Annotated in this window: 16 protein-coding genes; 7 read left to right on the top strand and 9 right to left on the bottom strand. The window is 41.6% G+C overall.

Annotated features, from left to right (window positions below; genetic code table 11):
• The first annotated feature begins 141 nt into the window (after positions 1 to 141).
• Positions 142 to 489, top strand: coding sequence for a TIGR04452 family lipoprotein (locus tag CH367_RS12305; protein WP_100762815.1), 348 nt, complete (start codon positions 142 to 144; stop codon positions 487 to 489).
• Between the two features lie 110 nt (positions 490 to 599).
• Here CH367_RS12305 and recG read toward each other — a convergent pair whose 3' ends face one another.
• The 5 genes from recG to CH367_RS12280 form a co-directional block, all read right to left on the bottom strand.
• Positions 600 to 2,789, bottom strand: coding sequence for an ATP-dependent DNA helicase RecG (gene recG, locus CH367_RS12300; RefSeq protein WP_100762814.1), 2,190 nt, complete (start codon positions 2,787 to 2,789; stop codon positions 600 to 602).
• Positions 2,770 to 3,195: a hypothetical protein gene (locus CH367_RS12295; RefSeq protein WP_100762813.1), complete on the bottom strand. Its 426-nt coding sequence runs from the start codon at positions 3,193 to 3,195 to the stop codon at positions 2,770 to 2,772. Before CH367_RS12295 ends, recG begins: the two co-directional genes overlap by 20 nt.
• Positions 3,192 to 3,869 carry a hypothetical protein gene (locus CH367_RS12290; protein ID WP_100762812.1) on the bottom strand — a complete coding sequence of 226 codons (678 nt, stop codon included), beginning with the start codon at positions 3,867 to 3,869 and terminating at the stop codon, positions 3,192 to 3,194. The genes CH367_RS12295 and CH367_RS12290 overlap by 4 nt, the downstream gene beginning before the upstream one ends.
• Before the next feature lie 2 nt (positions 3,870 to 3,871).
• A complete protein-coding gene (locus CH367_RS12285; protein ID WP_100762811.1) occupies positions 3,872 to 4,873 on the bottom strand; it encodes a metallophosphoesterase family protein in 1,002 nt (333 codons plus the stop codon).
• A 113-nt stretch (positions 4,874 to 4,986) separates the two neighbouring features.
• Positions 4,987 to 5,676: a hypothetical protein gene (locus CH367_RS12280; protein ID WP_100762810.1), complete on the bottom strand. Its 690-nt coding sequence runs from the start codon at positions 5,674 to 5,676 to the stop codon at positions 4,987 to 4,989.
• A gap of 128 nt (positions 5,677 to 5,804) precedes the next feature.
• Here CH367_RS12280 and CH367_RS12275 point away from each other — a divergent pair, with 128 nt between their 5' ends.
• The 5 genes from CH367_RS12275 to CH367_RS12255 all read left to right on the top strand — a co-directional run bounded on the left by CH367_RS12275 (position 5,805) and on the right by CH367_RS12255 (position 12,235).
• Complete coding sequence (locus CH367_RS12275) at positions 5,805 to 6,812, top strand: NAD(P)H-dependent glycerol-3-phosphate dehydrogenase (RefSeq protein WP_100762809.1); 1,008 nt, start codon at positions 5,805 to 5,807, stop codon at positions 6,810 to 6,812.
• A 6-nt stretch (positions 6,813 to 6,818) separates the two neighbouring features.
• Positions 6,819 to 9,404, top strand: coding sequence for a tetratricopeptide repeat protein (locus tag CH367_RS12270; protein ID WP_100762808.1), 2,586 nt, complete (start codon positions 6,819 to 6,821; stop codon positions 9,402 to 9,404).
• A gap of 235 nt (positions 9,405 to 9,639) precedes the next feature.
• Complete coding sequence (locus CH367_RS12265; protein WP_100762807.1) at positions 9,640 to 10,974, top strand: hemolysin family protein; 1,335 nt, start codon at positions 9,640 to 9,642, stop codon at positions 10,972 to 10,974.
• 15 nt (positions 10,975 to 10,989) lie between these two features.
• Entirely contained in the window at positions 10,990 to 11,532 is a 543-nt protein-coding gene (locus CH367_RS12260) for a phosphopantothenoylcysteine decarboxylase (protein ID WP_100762806.1), read from the top strand.
• Between the two features lie 16 nt (positions 11,533 to 11,548).
• Positions 11,549 to 12,235, top strand: coding sequence for a phosphopantothenoylcysteine decarboxylase domain-containing protein (locus CH367_RS12255; protein WP_100762805.1), 687 nt, complete (start codon positions 11,549 to 11,551; stop codon positions 12,233 to 12,235).
• 63 nt (positions 12,236 to 12,298) lie between these two features.
• Here the strand turns inward: CH367_RS12255 and CH367_RS21065 are convergent, their stop codons facing one another.
• Positions 12,299 to 12,424, bottom strand: coding sequence for a hypothetical protein (locus tag CH367_RS21065; protein WP_000465702.1), 126 nt, complete (start codon positions 12,422 to 12,424; stop codon positions 12,299 to 12,301).
• A gap of 98 nt (positions 12,425 to 12,522) precedes the next feature.
• On the opposite strand from CH367_RS21065, the gene murB reads away from it, so the two are divergent.
• Positions 12,523 to 13,479 (top strand): UDP-N-acetylmuramate dehydrogenase, encoded by a 957-nt coding sequence (gene murB / locus CH367_RS12250; RefSeq protein ID WP_100762804.1) that lies wholly within the window; start codon positions 12,523 to 12,525, stop codon positions 13,477 to 13,479.
• Positions 13,480 to 13,522: 43 nt separating this feature from the next.
• On the opposite strand, the gene CH367_RS12245 is transcribed toward murB, so the two are convergent.
• The 3 genes from CH367_RS12245 to CH367_RS12235 form a co-directional block, all read right to left on the bottom strand.
• A complete protein-coding gene (locus CH367_RS12245; protein WP_100762803.1) occupies positions 13,523 to 14,506 on the bottom strand; it encodes a sensor domain-containing diguanylate cyclase in 984 nt (327 codons plus the stop codon).
• Between the two features lie 121 nt (positions 14,507 to 14,627).
• Entirely contained in the window at positions 14,628 to 15,128 is a 501-nt protein-coding gene (locus tag CH367_RS21165) for a DUF1564 family protein (protein WP_100762802.1), read from the bottom strand.
• A gap of 93 nt (positions 15,129 to 15,221) precedes the next feature.
• Positions 15,222 to 15,815, bottom strand: coding sequence for a TetR/AcrR family transcriptional regulator (locus CH367_RS12235; RefSeq protein ID WP_100762801.1), 594 nt, complete (start codon positions 15,813 to 15,815; stop codon positions 15,222 to 15,224).
• Positions 15,816 to 15,898 lie beyond the last annotated feature (83 nt).

Below are 15,898 nucleotides of genomic sequence, written 5' to 3'. Positions count from 1 at the left end.
GCTAATAAAGATTGAAATATTGTGGAAATGGATATATCTAGTGAATTCGGTTTTCCGAATTCGAATTCTTTTGTTTAAAAGAACTGTACTTCTCGAGCGGGAAGCGGATTTTAGTAAAAAAATTTGAGGGAGATCTTTCCAATGAAAAAGTGGTTCATCACGTCCCTGATTCCTTTTCTGTTGCTTACAAATTGTTACCTTTTCGATTCGATCGGGCTTTCCATTCCTGACACCGTTTCCGGCAAGGAAGCTAAAAACCAAATTCTTACCAGCGCTTTGATCGGAGCGATCGCTTCGCCGGACAACACGGCGATCATCGCGGTCATTTCTCCACAACTTGCGAAAGTTGACGAAGGTCGTTACTACAAAAAAGTCGACGTGGATGATTGTGCGAATTCCGCTCTGATCATCAACATCGCAACGATCGATATCGGCGGTTTCACTTGTAACTTGGAACCGAGAGAATACGTTCTCTGGTACGTTTACTAATCGTTTCGACGCGGCGGGCGGGCTTCGGTTCGCCTTCTGTTAAAACGAAATCGTGCGAATTCAATCGCAAAAGAATTGTTAAGCGACAAGGCGAATTCTAAATCGTCCGATCAATTCGAAAACAACAATCTTCCTTCGCTGAATCTTCCTCGAATCTCTTCCTTTTCCAAATCTCCTGGATTTCCGAATAAGGCCGCGTCCTCTCTCGTAAGTTCTATCAACTTGGAATCTTCTCTTAGATCCGCGATTCTAAAATCGGGAAGACCGCTCTGACGCACTCCCATCAACTCGCCCGGTCCGCGCAGTTGAAGATCGATTTCGGATAACGCGAATCCGTCCGAAAGATTTACCATCGCATCGAGTCTGACCCTTGCGTCTTCGGTTACTTTGGAATCGGTCATAAGAATACAAAAACTTTCCTGATCGCCTCGACCCACTCGCCCTCTCAACTGATGCAGTTGGGAAATTCCGAAACGATCCGCGTGTTCGATCACCATCACGGTGGAATTTGGTACGTCGATCCCGACTTCGATCACGGTCGTCGACACAAGAATCTGAATTCTGTTTTTGGAAAATTCTTTCATCACCCGATCTTTTTCTTCGGTTTCCATCTTTCCGTGAACGAGTCCCACCTCGAAGTTCGGAAATATTTCGTGTTTGAGTTGTTCGTAAGCTTCGATACAGGATTTGAGATCCACCTTTTCGGATTCTTCCACCAAAGGATAAACGATATAACATTGTCTTCCGGAGGAAACGTATTTGCTGATGGATTTATAAACGCCTTCTCTTCGATCCTCTTGAAACCATTTTGTCTGGATCGGCATTCTTCCCTTCGGTTTTGACTTGATCGTCAATAGATCCAAGTCGCCGTAAAGAGTAAGACAAAGAGTTCTCGGAATCGGAGTCGCAGTCATCGCGAGAATGTCCGGATTCTTTCCTTTGGATCGAAGAGCTTCCCTTTGATCAACTCCGAACTTGTGTTGTTCGTCTATGATCACAAGACCGAGCTCGGAAAATACGACGTCCTCTTGGAAAACGCTGTGTGTTCCAATGACGAATAACGCGTCTCCCTTTTTGATTCGATAGAGTTTTTCGTATCGATTCTTTTTAGGTTCCTTTCCTACGAGAAGTTCGATTCCCAGAAAGGGCATGTTTCCTAAAAAGTTAAGAATGGTTTGGTAATGTTGTCTCGCGAGAATTTCGGTCGGCGCAACCATACAAACCTGGATTTGATTGTCCATATAACGAAGCGCCGTCAAAAGAGCGACTAACGTTTTTCCGGAACCGACGTCTCCTTGAATCAGAGCCGCGACGGGTTGTTCCTTTTTTGTGAGATCCTTGATCTTTTGGATCGCGGATTCCTGATCTTCGGTAAGTTGAAAGGGAAGATTTTTGCGAACCGTCGCGGCGGTTTGTGATTCGGGTAAGGGCCAGAGAACCCGTTTGATCTTTTCTCTTTCCTTCTTTTTGTGTTCTATGAGAAGATTAAAATAAAATAATTCTTCGTATTTGAGTCTATATCTCGCGTTTTCAAGAGAAGTTTCGTCGGTAGGAAAGTGTATCTCCTGATACGATTCTTCCCGTTGAACCAAACCTCTTCGTTTTACGATTTCGCTCGGAAGAATTTCTGGAATTTTTCCTTTGAGTTTTTCCAAGGCCAAGTAAAGAATTTTTCGAAATCCCCTCGAATCGAGACCTTCGGATTTTAAGGCTTCACCCGAAGGATACAAGGGAATGATTCTTCCCGCGTGAATCATTTCTGGAAGTTCGGCCAGTTCCTCTTCGGGTTCTTGAGTTTCTTTTTTGTTTCCGCCGGTTTTTGAGGAAGTTGTAGAAACGTTGTAAGTCGGTTTGATAGCGCTCGTAAGAATCTCGTAGTCCGGATGAATGAGTTGAAAACCACGGAAATATTCGAGTTTTCCAGTGGCGACTAACGTGGTCCCGGGTTGGAAAATTCTTTGAAAGAAATTCACGCCCCGAAAGAATACGATCGAAATTCTTTCGTTGTTTCTTGTTTTTGCGCCGACTACGAGCCTTGATTTTTTTCCGTGTGCGAGATACGCGTCCACCACTTCCACGATCAGAGTCACGGTTTCGCCCGTTTTTAATAGGACATTGTCCGTAAGATTGCGATCCAAGTATCTTCTTGGAAAAAAATTCAAAAGGTCCTGAAGAGTATGAATGCCAATGGACGCGAGGGCTCCGGCCTTGGCCGGGCCGACTCCTTTGATCACAGTTACCGGTGAAAGAAGTCCGCTATTTCCGTTCGTATTTTCCGTTTTAGAGACCGAGTTCTTCATCCTTGACTTCAGTTGGAATCCATTCCGAATCCGTGTTTACCGCTTGTGTTTGATCCTGATTTTCCGCCGGATTTTCTTCGTTCAAACCGAGATAACAATATCTGCATCCGTAAATTCTCGCGTGTCGTTTGATACCCGGAGAAGGAGGTTCGGCTATAACGGCGTATAAATATTCCGTTTTTTGCAAGTATTTTCCGCAGACGGGACAAATTCTCGGTTTGGGAAGATTCGGATCCCAATTCTTACCGTAAACTTTTTTAGGATCTCCGTATTCTTTCGATACGCCGTTTGCCGCGTCGCGTTTTTTTTCGGCCTTATCGATCCGTTTCGTATCGACCGAGTAAAGAAGATGAAAAAAAACCGCGGCCACTCCCAAGCAGAGCATAACGGTTAAAAATCCGGTCATTGTTTCAGATAGTCCTTAATTTTTGCGGCCATCGTGGAAGGAAGACCGATGCCCTTGTCCTGCAATCGATGTGAATACTTATGAAACGAATACGTATGTTGAGAAGTTTGAACGATTCCGTCGAAACAATTTTCGATCGATTGTTCCAAGGATTGACTCAAAGAAATGTTGGACGCGATCTGTTGTTCGTATTTTCTCAAGAGTTTACGGTTCACTCCTCTGCAGATCGATCGATAAAAACAAAATCGTATCACCAATTCGGAATCCGTTTGTCCGTCTTTGATATCCTGTTCGAGTTGATTGAGATTGATACAATCCACGATCTCGAGTTTATACGCGTCCGTATTGTGTTCGTAGGTTACGAGATTCATAAACAAATGTTTGAATAGGGAGATTTTATAACAATTCTCCATTCCACACTCGCCCATTTTTGAATTTTCGCATTGAGTGTACATCACAATATCCGTATCCGATTCCGCGGTCGCCTGACCGAAATTAAGCGACCCCAAGATGTCGAACGCGACTACATCTCCTCCGAAATTGATAAGCCTGGAGAATTTTTTGAAGTCTTCGATTCTTTCTCTGGAAATTTTAGTTTCGTGGGACCGGAAATATCTTTTTAATCCGGTGAACTTTTGGATGGTGGGATTGTTTTTAAAACCTGAGATTGTCATGGTTAGATTCTCACAAAATCTTCCGCTGACACCTCCGAATCTTGACTTACGAACGTCACACAAGGAACGTTTCCTCTGCAATCCACGTTCATTAAGAGGCGAATTTTGTGGTCCACCAGTCTATTCAATTTTACGGTTTCTACAAGCCCATTTTCTAAAAATATTTCCGAGAAGAACCCTCCGGGTTGAAACCCGAACACCGAATCCACGGCTCCGAAGTTGGAAGGATTGAGGAAAACGGTTTTTCCTTTTTTGACGATTCCCTGGTCTTCGTGAACATGTCCCGAAACGACGAGAGCCGGATGATAATCGTCCAAATATCTTCTGATTCCCTGAGAACCCACGTTTCCGTAGTTCGGAATCTTATCCAAAAAACCGTAAGGAGGATTGTGAATCACTACGACGTCCGGTTGTTCTTCCTTGAAAAAGTCTTCGGGTTCGCTGTAACTTTTTCCGTTTCGATTGTATTCGTGAAACTTAACGGCCAACTTTTCGGGAATTCCCGAAGTTACGATCGGAGCTCCTCCGTAACCCGCGAACTTATAACCGTCTTGTTCGAATGTTTTTCTATGAATGTCCCTTTCGTATAAGGCGCTGTATTGAAGATCGATGTCGTAGTTACCCGGAAGAACTCTCACGGGCGCGCGAGAATATTTTTGAATGATGATTTCTATGAGTTCGTATTTTTCTTTCATCGTCTTTGCGGCTTGATGAAAGAGTGTTCTGTATTCTTTAGATTTTTCTACTATATCGGCGCCGTATTTTTCGGGAAAACGAATTGCCCTTGTCGCATAATCATACGCGTTGATTTCTTCTTTCTGATCCTTGGAGATGCGATACATCTCTTCTTGGATAGTACAGAATTCTATAATACGATCGGTGCTGAAAAAAGCTTTGTAGATGATGTCGCCGGAAAAGAGATATAGGTCCGCCGTGGTTTGCTGAAGAATTTCCTTCAAGCCTCTCAGACCGTCATGGATATCAGTCAGATAGATGATCTTCATTTCAATCGACCCGGAACGTTACCGTCTCTTTTGTGATACACCCTTATTATAAAAAAGGGAAGCTCTACACTCAATTTAGAAACGCGTTACGGAATGTCCAACCTTTCTAAAGATTAGTCTCTCCAGAGAAGAAGAAGGGAATCCTGATTTTCCGAAATCGGTTCGATTCGAATGTATTCCGGACCGAAAAAATCGAGAAGCGGTTTGAGAATCGTTCCGGATTTTACGAACAAGAACACGTTTCCTTTTTCGGGAATCACCTTTTGAATCATAATTTTTCCGGCGAGATCGGGGATCTCCGAAAGAAAATAATCCATGTTCACCGTGATTACGTTTCGAATTCCTGTTAGACGAAGAATTTCCGGAATTTCCTCAACGATGGTTTCCAAAATATATCTTCTGTGAAACTGGAATATTTTCGAAAAAATACGGATCGGATCCAACTTTCTCGGAGTGTGACTGAACAAACGGAAGGATTGAATTTGAAGACGAACCTGATTTTGAATCACTCGAACCGGAGTGAGGCTAACGTTGTAATCGACGAAATCCGTTTTTAAAAGACGGGACCAAAACAAACCTTGAATAGAGAAATGTCCGGTTAAAATCAAAACCCCGTTGCCGGAATCGAACTCAAGGGATTCGAGAGCGTCGTCCGACTCGGAGATTTTTTTCTTCAGAATTTTATTCAGAGAATGGAGTTTGAGAGTGATTTTATAATTGCTCTTCTGGCTTTCCTTTTCGGACGAGTGTCCGAGTAAAATATCCAAAGGATTGAAGCCTATGAGTTTCCTCAAATTGAGCATGGGAGATCAAAAATAGTTTGCGGGTAAAGAAGAGTAAACTAAATTATTGATTCCAAGTCGGGAATGATCTTTCGGATTCGATTTACGAAAGAATTTTTTTCGACTTAACCTGTCATTGAGGAGCTTTCATGAAAATCGGAGTGATCGGATCGGGAAGTTTTGGAACCGCTTTAGGAAGTCTTCTTGCGGACAAGGGATACGACGTTACTCTCTGGTGTAGAAACGATTCTCAGGTTGAAAGTATCAACCGCGATCACATCAATAACAAACATCTTCCCAATTTCACCCTTCCCGAAAAGTTAACGGCGAGCAAGGATCTAAGAACAGTCGTCGAGGGAAAGGATATGATCGTATCTTCTCCGCCTTCTCACGCGCTTACCGATATTTTAAGGGAGATCAAAGGTTATCTTCCCGAAAAAGTTCCCATCGTTTCGGCGAGTAAGGGGATCGAAAACGGAACCCTTCGACTTGTTTCCGAAATTTTCGAATCGGAGCTTCCCGGAAAGTATCACGCGTATCTTTCGTATTTATCGGGACCTTCCTTCGCAAAAGAAATCATACAAAAAGTACCCACGATCGTAAGCATCGCATCGAAGAACGAAGCGACCGCGCGTAAGGTTCAGGAAATATTCAGTTTCTTATATTTTAGAACCTATTGGACCCCGGACGTGGTCGGAGTGGAAGTAGGAGGTTCGTTGAAGAACGTGATCGCGCTTGCGGCAGGAGTCAGCGACGGATTGGGTTTCGGACAAAATACAAGAGCGGCTTTGATCACAAGAGGACTCAACGAAATCACGAAGATCGGTTTGAAGTTGGGCGCGGATCCGATGACGTTTCTCGGACCATCCGGTATGGGAGATTTGATTCTCACTTGTTGCGGAGAACAATCCAGAAATCGTACCGTAGGTTTTCGTTTAGGCAAGGGAGAAACTCTGGAACAAATTCTTTCCAGCATGAACGAAGTCGCGGAAGGAGTGAAGACCACACAAAGCGCGTACGAACTTTCTCAAAAGTTAGGAATCGAAATGGCGATCACAAACGAAGTTTATAAAATGCTTTACGAAGGTAAGAATCCGAAAGAAGTTGTGAAAGACCTTATGAAACGCGATCTAAAGAGAGAAGGCGTTTCAGTCTGATCGACCTTGAAGCTTCTTTCCTTTAAATTCCGTCTTTGCCTTATACTGAGTCTCGTATCTTTTCATTCGATTACGGCTCAGGCGAAACAAGAGTTCGGATGGGCTAAAAGTTCGGAGGGTTTTTCCTTTAATTTAAACGGAAGAACCGTTTTTCAATCCAAGGACGAAATCAATTCATTTCCTTCCAACCTAACTCTATTAGAAAAAACTGATTATCTTTTTTTCGCGGGGGAATATTTCATTCTCAACAAAGACTTACGTCGTTACGAAGTTTTGCTCAAGTTGGCTTCGGAAGGCGATCCCGAACTCGTTTTGGGAGGAATCTTCTTAAGAATATTAAAAGAATTGAATTTTAATTCCAAGGATTCCTCGCGTGCATCTCTGATTCAGTTTTACAAAAACGAAAAATCTCCGTATCTCAAAGAACTCGCCGAAGGTTTCGATCAGGCGGTGTTCGAAAAAAAATCCCCGGAAAATCTGAAGTGTTCTAGAAAGACCATTTATTATTCTCTTTGTAAAACTCTGCGTCTTAAAAAATATCTTTCCGACTTTTCCGTTGAGGCGAAGTCGCACGAAAGAGAATATCTGAATTTAAACCGAACCCTCGCGCCTTTTTTAGAAGATCCGGAACTCAAATACATTCCTTTCTTAAGTAATTTTATCTTTAATATCGCGGATCAACTCGCGGAACTCGGACTTTCCAGAGAAGCGGTTCACTTTCAGAAAATTCTCATCATATCCGAAAATTTAAGCGGAAGAATCATCGGTTATTCATACGAGAAACTCGCTTACTATTATCTGATCGGAGGAGATCTTACATCCGCCGAAAAAGTTTTGGATTATATTCTCAAGTATCATCCCGATCTAAGAACCTCCTATAAGAATCATCTTTATCTAAAGTTAGGCACCATTGCCTATCTCAATCAGGAATATAAGAAATCCCTGGATTATTATTTAAATTTGGATTTTTTAGAATGGTCGTCCACGATCTTAAATCCGTTTTTAGGAGAACCGATCTCCATCAACAGCGCGAGAGATTTGATTTCGATGGCGATCTGGAGATCTAAAAATTCCTTCAAAGCGGTGGACGCTCTGAAGTCCGTTTCCACTCCGAAGAATTTAACCGAAGACGATTTGTTTACTCGACTTCGTATTATACAAATTCTCATGAACGACGAACCGGAAGTCGCCGGAAAGATGGCGACCGAAATCACATTCTTAGCGCAAAGCAAGGGTTGGAAACGGGTTGAATATGCGTCCACTTTGCTCAACGGATTCATTCATTATAAGAAAAACGATTTAAGAAAAGCGATCATAGAATTTACGAAAGCTTACGGAATTTTAAAGTCTGCGGATCCGGTTTATACGGAAGAATGGATTCGTTTGACTGGATTATTTTATTCTCATAAAGAATCCAGAAATTTAAAAACGGTGAAAGGCGCGTTGGATCAAGCGGTCGCGATTACGATCCACAGAAGACCGGACGATATGCTTCTTCAATTGAAGAATTATCTTCCGGTCGTATACGGAATCCGCGAGTTTACGGATGCGGCGATCAACTACTACATTCTTCACGGACACAATACCGAACTGTTAGGATTCTTATCGCGTTTGGAACAAAAGGAAGTGATGGGGAATACCGCGTATCCGAACACTCTCGTTTCCATGATCGATACGAGCAGAAGAATCTCTTCCTTTCGCGGTTTTTATCCGGGACCGAAAGAACATCTGAGTTCGAGTCGTTCGGAGATTCGCAAAACGGAAGTTACACGACTTCTGGAGGAACTCGATCCGTTCCGAAATCAAGAAATCAAAAAATCGCATATACCCGTGTTGAGCGTTTTTGTGCGCGATAAAAGAACGTATATCTTTTGGAAGGCCGGAGATTCTCAGGAAATAGAACTGAAGGAAATTCCTTCCGAGTCGGCTTCGTCTTTTACGGTTCAAGTCGTATTAAAATCTTTGATAGAATCTTTGTATAAGCGCGACAGCGTTCAGATTTATCTCAACGTTTCCGGAATGGAATCCTTCGATTATCTGAAGAAGGAATTTCCGGATATCGACTTTCGTTTATTCACTAAGTTCAGCAGAAAAGAAGACAATGTTAAATCCGAAAGAATCTACGTGGGCGACTGTAAAAGTACGGACAACCTAAACCGATCCAATTTCGAAAAAGTAGGTTCCGCGTATTTCGAAGGAAATAAATTACTTACCGGAACTCATTCGATGATGGTTTGGAATTTGAAGGTGGAGGACAATTCTCCCGGAAGTTTAAACGAATATTCTTGGACCTGCGGCGAGGATCAGATTCGTTTTTCAAGATTACATAGACGTTACGATTTTAGAAACACTCCACAACGATTGATTTTTACGAGAGATTCCTTAAGCGGAAACGGTTGGAAGGGAAGGTCCGAAGACTTTTTGGATTGGGTTTCTTTTTGGATCAATTCGGGCGTTCATAGAATGTACTACATCAAGTCTTTGGACTTAAATTCAGAATCGGACATAAACCTTTTGGAAAGACTTTCCCAAGAAACGAACGAACCTGAATCCTCTTTTCGAGGGATTCGAATTCGAAAACATATAGAATGAACGAAGAAGGATCGTTTTTTCAAAACATCGGTTCTATAAAATCTAGGGTTTTTTTCTTTTAAACGATCGACATTTTTCGCTAATTCAAAGACTCTATCCAGTAAAGTCACATGGACCCCGAAGGTAGTCAGTTCTACATTCCAACGATAACCGAATTCCGCTCTTTAAACCCAGAAAACGGGTACTTTCTAAACTTACGCAATCTTAGATTCAATCTGATCTCTATCCTCCCAAAATGGAACTAATCGGCTTTTTCATCATAGTCCTACTTATATTTGCCAACGGATTTTTCGTGTCTGCGGAATTCGCTTTGGTTTCGATTCGTCCGTCTCGTTTGGAAGAATTGATTAAGGAGAATAAACCTCTCGCCCTCGTCACAAAACGGGCCGCTCAAAAACTGAACGACATGTTGTCCGTTTGTCAGGTCGGAATTACGGTCGCCAGTCTTTTATTAGGTTGGGTCGGAGAAGGTTACGTCTCCAGGTGGCTTACGTTTCTTTTGGAAATGCTCGGATATTCCACGAGCGAAGCGACAATTCACGGTTTGGCGATCACCGTTTCGTTTACGATCATTACGTTTTTGCATATTCTTTTGGGAGAACTTCTTCCTAAGACGATTGCGATTCAGAATACGGAAACGATCGCTCTTTTTATCAGCATTCCTTTATTCTTTTTTTATTATATGTTTTATCCGATCACGTTCTTCTTAAACGAACTGACTTCCTTTCTGTTGAAACTTATGGGAATTCAGGCGAACAAAAGTAGAATGATGCATTCTCCCGAAGAATTGATGATCATCATCGAAGAACAGAATAAACAAGGTAAGATCGATCAGGAAGAATTTCAGATCATCCAAAATACGTTTCAGTTCTCCGAACACCAAGCAAAAGACGTGATGACTCATCGTCTGAGTATCATCGGAATTCCGCACGACACGACGATGGATTCTTTGATTTCGATCATTGCGGAACATCATTTTTCAAGATATCCGATCTACGAAGGAAACACCGATAAGATCATAGGAATCATTCACGTTCAGACGTATTTGACTTGGTTGTCCAATTCCAAAAAGGGTCGTAAGGAAAAAGTCACCGCGATCATGCAACCTCCGATTTTTGTTCCCGAAGGTCTTTCGATCGAGAAGGTGATGCAGAAACTTCGCGAGAATAAACAACACATGGCGATCGTCATCGACGAATACGGCGGTGTTTCGGGTCTTTTGACCTTGGAAGATATCATCGAGGAAATTTTCGGACAGATCCGCGACGAAACCGACGATCATGAAACCGATCCGTTTCCGGCTCAGCATTCGGATAGTTTTACGATCGACGGAGAAGCGGAACTCGACGAGCTGAAGGAAATTCTTGTGGGTGTTCAAGACGAAGAGATCAAGGACATTCGTACGATCGCGGGTTTTATTCTCGGTCGTTTGGAGGATATGCCGGAAGAAGGTTCTACGATTTCTTTGCAAACCGGAACTCTTACCGTTGAAAAGATGGAAGGGAATAAAATTCTTTCCGTACGTTTTACGCGAGTCAACTTAAGCAATAAAGCTCAGTCTAAGAAATAAAAACCGGAAACGTCCATGTCCAACACTGGAAAAGAAATACTCATCGCGGTTTCGGGAAGTATAGCGGCTTATAAAGCCTGCGAACTTGTAAGAAATCTCACGAAAGAAGGTTATCCGGTCAGCGTGATCATGACCGCACACGCGACCGAGTTTGTCGGTTCGATTACTTTCGAAGCGATGACCGGTAAAAAAGTTCGCATCGATGAATATGAACAAGGAATGGCGCATATCGATGCGAAGAATTCCGCGTCCGTGATCGCCGTAGTTCCGGCAACCGCAAATATCATCGGTAAGATGGCCAACGGAATTGCGGACGATCTTGTAACCTCCACGTATCTTGCGGCGAATTGTCCTGTGATCGTCGCTCCTGCGATGAATCCTTTTATGTATGCTCATCCCGCGGTTCAAAGAAACCTAAAACGTTTGGCGGAAGACGGTGTGATTCTCGCCGATCCTTCGGAAGGTGTGGTTGTTTGCGGCGACGAAGGTTACGGGAAGTTAGCCGAAATCTCCGTCATCCAAAAGTTGATCTTGGATGTGTATAAAAGAAATTCTTAATTAAAGAGAAACGAGAGTGGGATTTTCCAAAGCAATCATCACATCGGGTCCTACGAGAGAATGGATCGATCCGGTTCGATATATATCAAATGCCTCTTCCGGTAAGATGGGTTTTCATATCGCGGAAGAAATCGCGAAATGGATTTCCGATGTCGTTTATATTCACGGTCAAGTATTAGAAGATTATAAAAAGCCGAAGGGCTCACGGAGAATTTCCGTTGAAACCACTTCCGATTTATGCGATGCCGTGATCGGTGAGATCGGGCCGGAAACGATTTTGATTATGGCCGCGGCTCCGGCGGACTTCCGACCAGCGAAAAGTAAAGAGTCCAAAATTAAGAAAGAAGACGGTAGCGAAACCATTCTTTTGGAGCTGATCAAAAACCCGGATATACTGAAAACAGTAAGTTCTAAAATCGCTCAGGAGAATATTGTCGGTTGTTGTTTGGTTGGTTTTGCGGCTGAGACCGATTCTTTGGAAGAATATGCTCGTGGAAAACTGAAGAGCAAGAATCTAGATTATATCGTCGGTAATTACGTCGGCAAAAATGAAAAAGGATTCGGCGAAGTGAATACGACCGTTTCTATTTTTTCCTCTTCCGGTAAAGCGACAGAAATCGGTCCCTTTTCTAAAGAATTGATTTCCACGAAGATCGTAGAGTTTTTGAAAACGGAGACTTCGAAGTCGGTTGCGAAGTTTTAGTTTTGGTCGGAAGTACGGCTGAAAAGACCTATTGAAATCGAAGAGGTCCATTACCTCTCGAATTTATACGAATCCGGCTAACTTTTCTTGATCCTGGGCAAGAAGAATAACCGATTCGCAGTAGGTTTCCCAGTCGGTTCTCCCGGAAGCAAAGTCGAGATAAATGGATTCTAATAAAAGAAAAAACATAAATCACCTCTTCTTTTAGCATCGAACCATTCTTGGAATTTCCTTGAGTTCTTTTTCTTGTGGAAGAGAATAGGGGAGGTTCTTTTAAGTATTAAAATATGTCTCTGGCGCTTTCAAATTCGCAGATTTCGGGCTTAAAACAAAGTTTAGAATCTTCTCGAATACCTTTTAGGTCGGAAGTACGGCTAGGAATTCTCTCATCCTTTAAAATCGGCGGCGTTTGTCCCGTTGTAATAGAACCTGAAAACTCTGAACAGGTGTTGGAAGTTCTTTCCCTCTTTTCTAAATCCGAAATTCCTTGGAAAATTCTTGGAGGTGGCTCGAATTTACTCATTTCGGATCACCCAGATAATTTTGTAACCCTTCGTTTGTCAGGAGGTTTTAAGGAATTCGAATCTTTGGGCGGAGGAAAATTTCGAATCGGTTCTGCAACGAATACAACTCCTACCTTCCGCCAAATCTCTCAATTGGGATATACAGGCGCTGAATTTTTGAGTACGATTCCAGGTTGGACGGGTGGGGCCGTAATTCAAAATGCAGGTTGTTATGGAGGAGAATTATTCGATTTAATTCAAACCGTAGAATTCTTGCGAGATGGGGAAGTTTTAACTCGTAAGCCTGCTGAGATTAAACATGGGTATCGGTTTACGGAATTTTTAAGTGAAAAAGATTCCATTATTTTGGGCGTTGAGATTCTTCTCAAAGAAGGAAATTTGGAAGACATTGAAGTTTCCTTAAAAGATAAACGCGATCGAAGAAATTCTTCACAACCTGAAAACAAGAAGAGTGCCGGTTCCGTTTTTAAAAATCCTAAAATTTTCAGTGAAGACGGCAAAGAAATCAAAGCGTGGGAACTGATTGATCAAGTAGGTTTAAGGGGATTTGTAAAAGGTGGGGCGCAGATTTCTCCTGAACATTGTAACTTTATAGTAAATGTCGGAACTGCGACTGCCTCTGACGTAAATTATTTAGTCGAAATGGTTTTGGATAAGGTTTTTCAGAAAAGCGGTGTTCGTTTAAATCGAGAAATCGAATATTTCGGAGATATACCCTGATTTTTGTTCGGAGTTCCGACCCAAAACGCTACAATAAAAAACCTCATTCCTTCGAAGCATACATAGAAAGATCCGCTTCGTGAATCAATTCATCTAATTTCTGAATAGAACCGACCGACATTCCCCAAGTGAAATGAAATGGCGGGTTATTCTCTTTACACTTTTTCAAAAGAATCGTCATTGCTTCATGAAACCGATTTTGCGTCTGAATGATCTTATCTTTATTCTCATGTTGGACAAGAACCAAAAATTCATCACCACCGATTCTAAAAATTTTATCAGTACCGCGGATAACGTAACGAAGAATATTAGCAAAATGGCAAAGAACCTGATCTCCGGTTTTGTGACCATAAGTATCGTTGATTACCTTAAAATCGTTTAGATCCAAAAGAGCAACTAGCGCAAGATGATCTTCCATTCTTCTACCGGACCATTCTTCCTTTAAATGATTCAGTTTGTTACGATTAAAAACACCGGTCAATGCGTCTCGAAAAGCGAGAACCTTAGTTTCTTCATATTGATTCGAATTAACCAAAGAAATCGCAGTAAAGTCTGCAATCGTTTGAAGAATCACCAAGTCTTCCGGAGAAAAAGACGAACCGTCGAATCGGTTCACTAACTCGATCACTCCGTGGACTTGACTTCTAAACATCATTGGAACTGCAATGATCGTTTTGGTTTCGAACCCAGTTCTATCATCGACCTTTCTGGAGAATCTCGGATCGTTCCTTGCATTTTCAACGAAGACAGCAGATTTAGTTTGAACGACAGAACCTGCAATTCCTTCGCCGGACTTTAAGCGGATATTTTTAATTCGATCCAGTTCAAGACCTTCTGCGATTAGAAAGAATAATTCTCCCGAACTCTCGTCATATCGCATCAAACTCCAATTTTCCGGACTGAAAAATAAACGCACTTCTTCCATAACCGCATCGAGAACCTCTTGTTGTTCAAGAGAAGATGTGATAATTTTTCCAATAGAAGAATATAGTTTTATCAGTTCCGGTTTTGCATCTTTTAAAGTCATGGCGATTTCTATTTCTTTAGACGTATCTATGAATTGTTTGCTAATTTAGTGAGAACTTTTATTTTAAAAGACAAAACCGTTATTTATCAAGATATTTCCGATTTATTCTCATTTTATTTCATTAAGAATCCAATATCAACTCAAACATAATATAACTCTTTTCTCGAGAAAATTTTTGCAAGAGGCTTGTTATCCTGAATTTCGTTTTAAAAAGGCCATTCTTTGATGATTCTTTGTTTGGGAGTTGCTGTTTTTCTAAATCCATTAATAGGACAAAAGCCTTACACATCGATGTTCCTAAATAACGAGCGAGCGATCTCAATTCGGCCCAATCGTTCTCGTTCGGTCTAAACGAAAGTCGAATCAGTCCTTGAAACTTCAGTTGATAAGAGGTTCGTTCTTTGTTATGAGGTGCTTGATTTCTAAGAATTTTCAGCTTTTGATCTTTTAGGAGTCTCTTTAGATAAAATGTTAAATTCTTTTCCTTTTTGATTCTTTTGATTACGTAAGAATAGAGCTCTATTGGTACATAAAAATCGGCAGTAAATCGAATCTTATCTTTTCCTGACTTTAAGTTTCGATTGTGTACGATTTTTTTTGAATTTTTCTTTATTTCACCCATGCCCTAAACGGTTCTTGAAGTCGTCAAGGGAGAAGGGTGTTTTGATATTTTTTAGAAAAATTTTAGTGGTTGTTCGACACGTAGTTCCGACCACTAAAGATCCAAGATCAGTCTGACTCTCTCTTCCAAACCGTGAACCCGATCCAAATACAAAGCGTCAACGGAACAAGCGAGAACCAAACTATGTAAAAGGTCCACACATAGAGAAAGTTTTTCGTTTTTTCGTTCAATTCTTTCGGTTCTATCGAAAGCGACCTCGAGAAGTTTTCTGTATTGACTACCGTATCTTTCAGTATATTCGTTTTGAAGATTCACTGGAGCCGAGTAAATCAAACTGAAAGGCAATCTTGCTTTGTCGGGATACTCTTTTGCAGTTTCGGCTACTGCCTTAAAGATGGAAATCACTTCAATGTGAAGACCTTGATCTCGAACAACTCTTCTTCTTATCTCGTTAAGAATGAGTAGGTGGGTTGCAATCAGAGCTTTTCTAAAAAGATTTTCTTTAGAATGAAAGTGGTGATAAATACTTGGTTGTTCTAAACCGCACTCTTTGCTGATTTCTCTTAGTGATGTTCCGTGAAAGCCTTTTCTAGAAAACGCAATAGCCGCACCTTCTAAAATTCTTTCACGGGAGTTTTTGTATTCTCTATTTAAGGGATATAGAGGACTTCCGTCTTTTCTTAACACTTGCTTGGTAACTCCGGTTTTATGGACCTATATTTGTTTAGTGGCCCTAAAACTTTTTTTTCAAATATCTTAATATTCTATCA

Origin of the sequence: Leptospira barantonii (genome assembly GCF_002811925.1) — a bacterium.
GTDB classification, from domain to species: domain Bacteria; phylum Spirochaetota; class Leptospiria; order Leptospirales; family Leptospiraceae; genus Leptospira; species Leptospira barantonii.
Note: the sequence above shows the minus strand (reverse complement) of the source record. Positions and strands in the feature narration are given on the sequence as shown.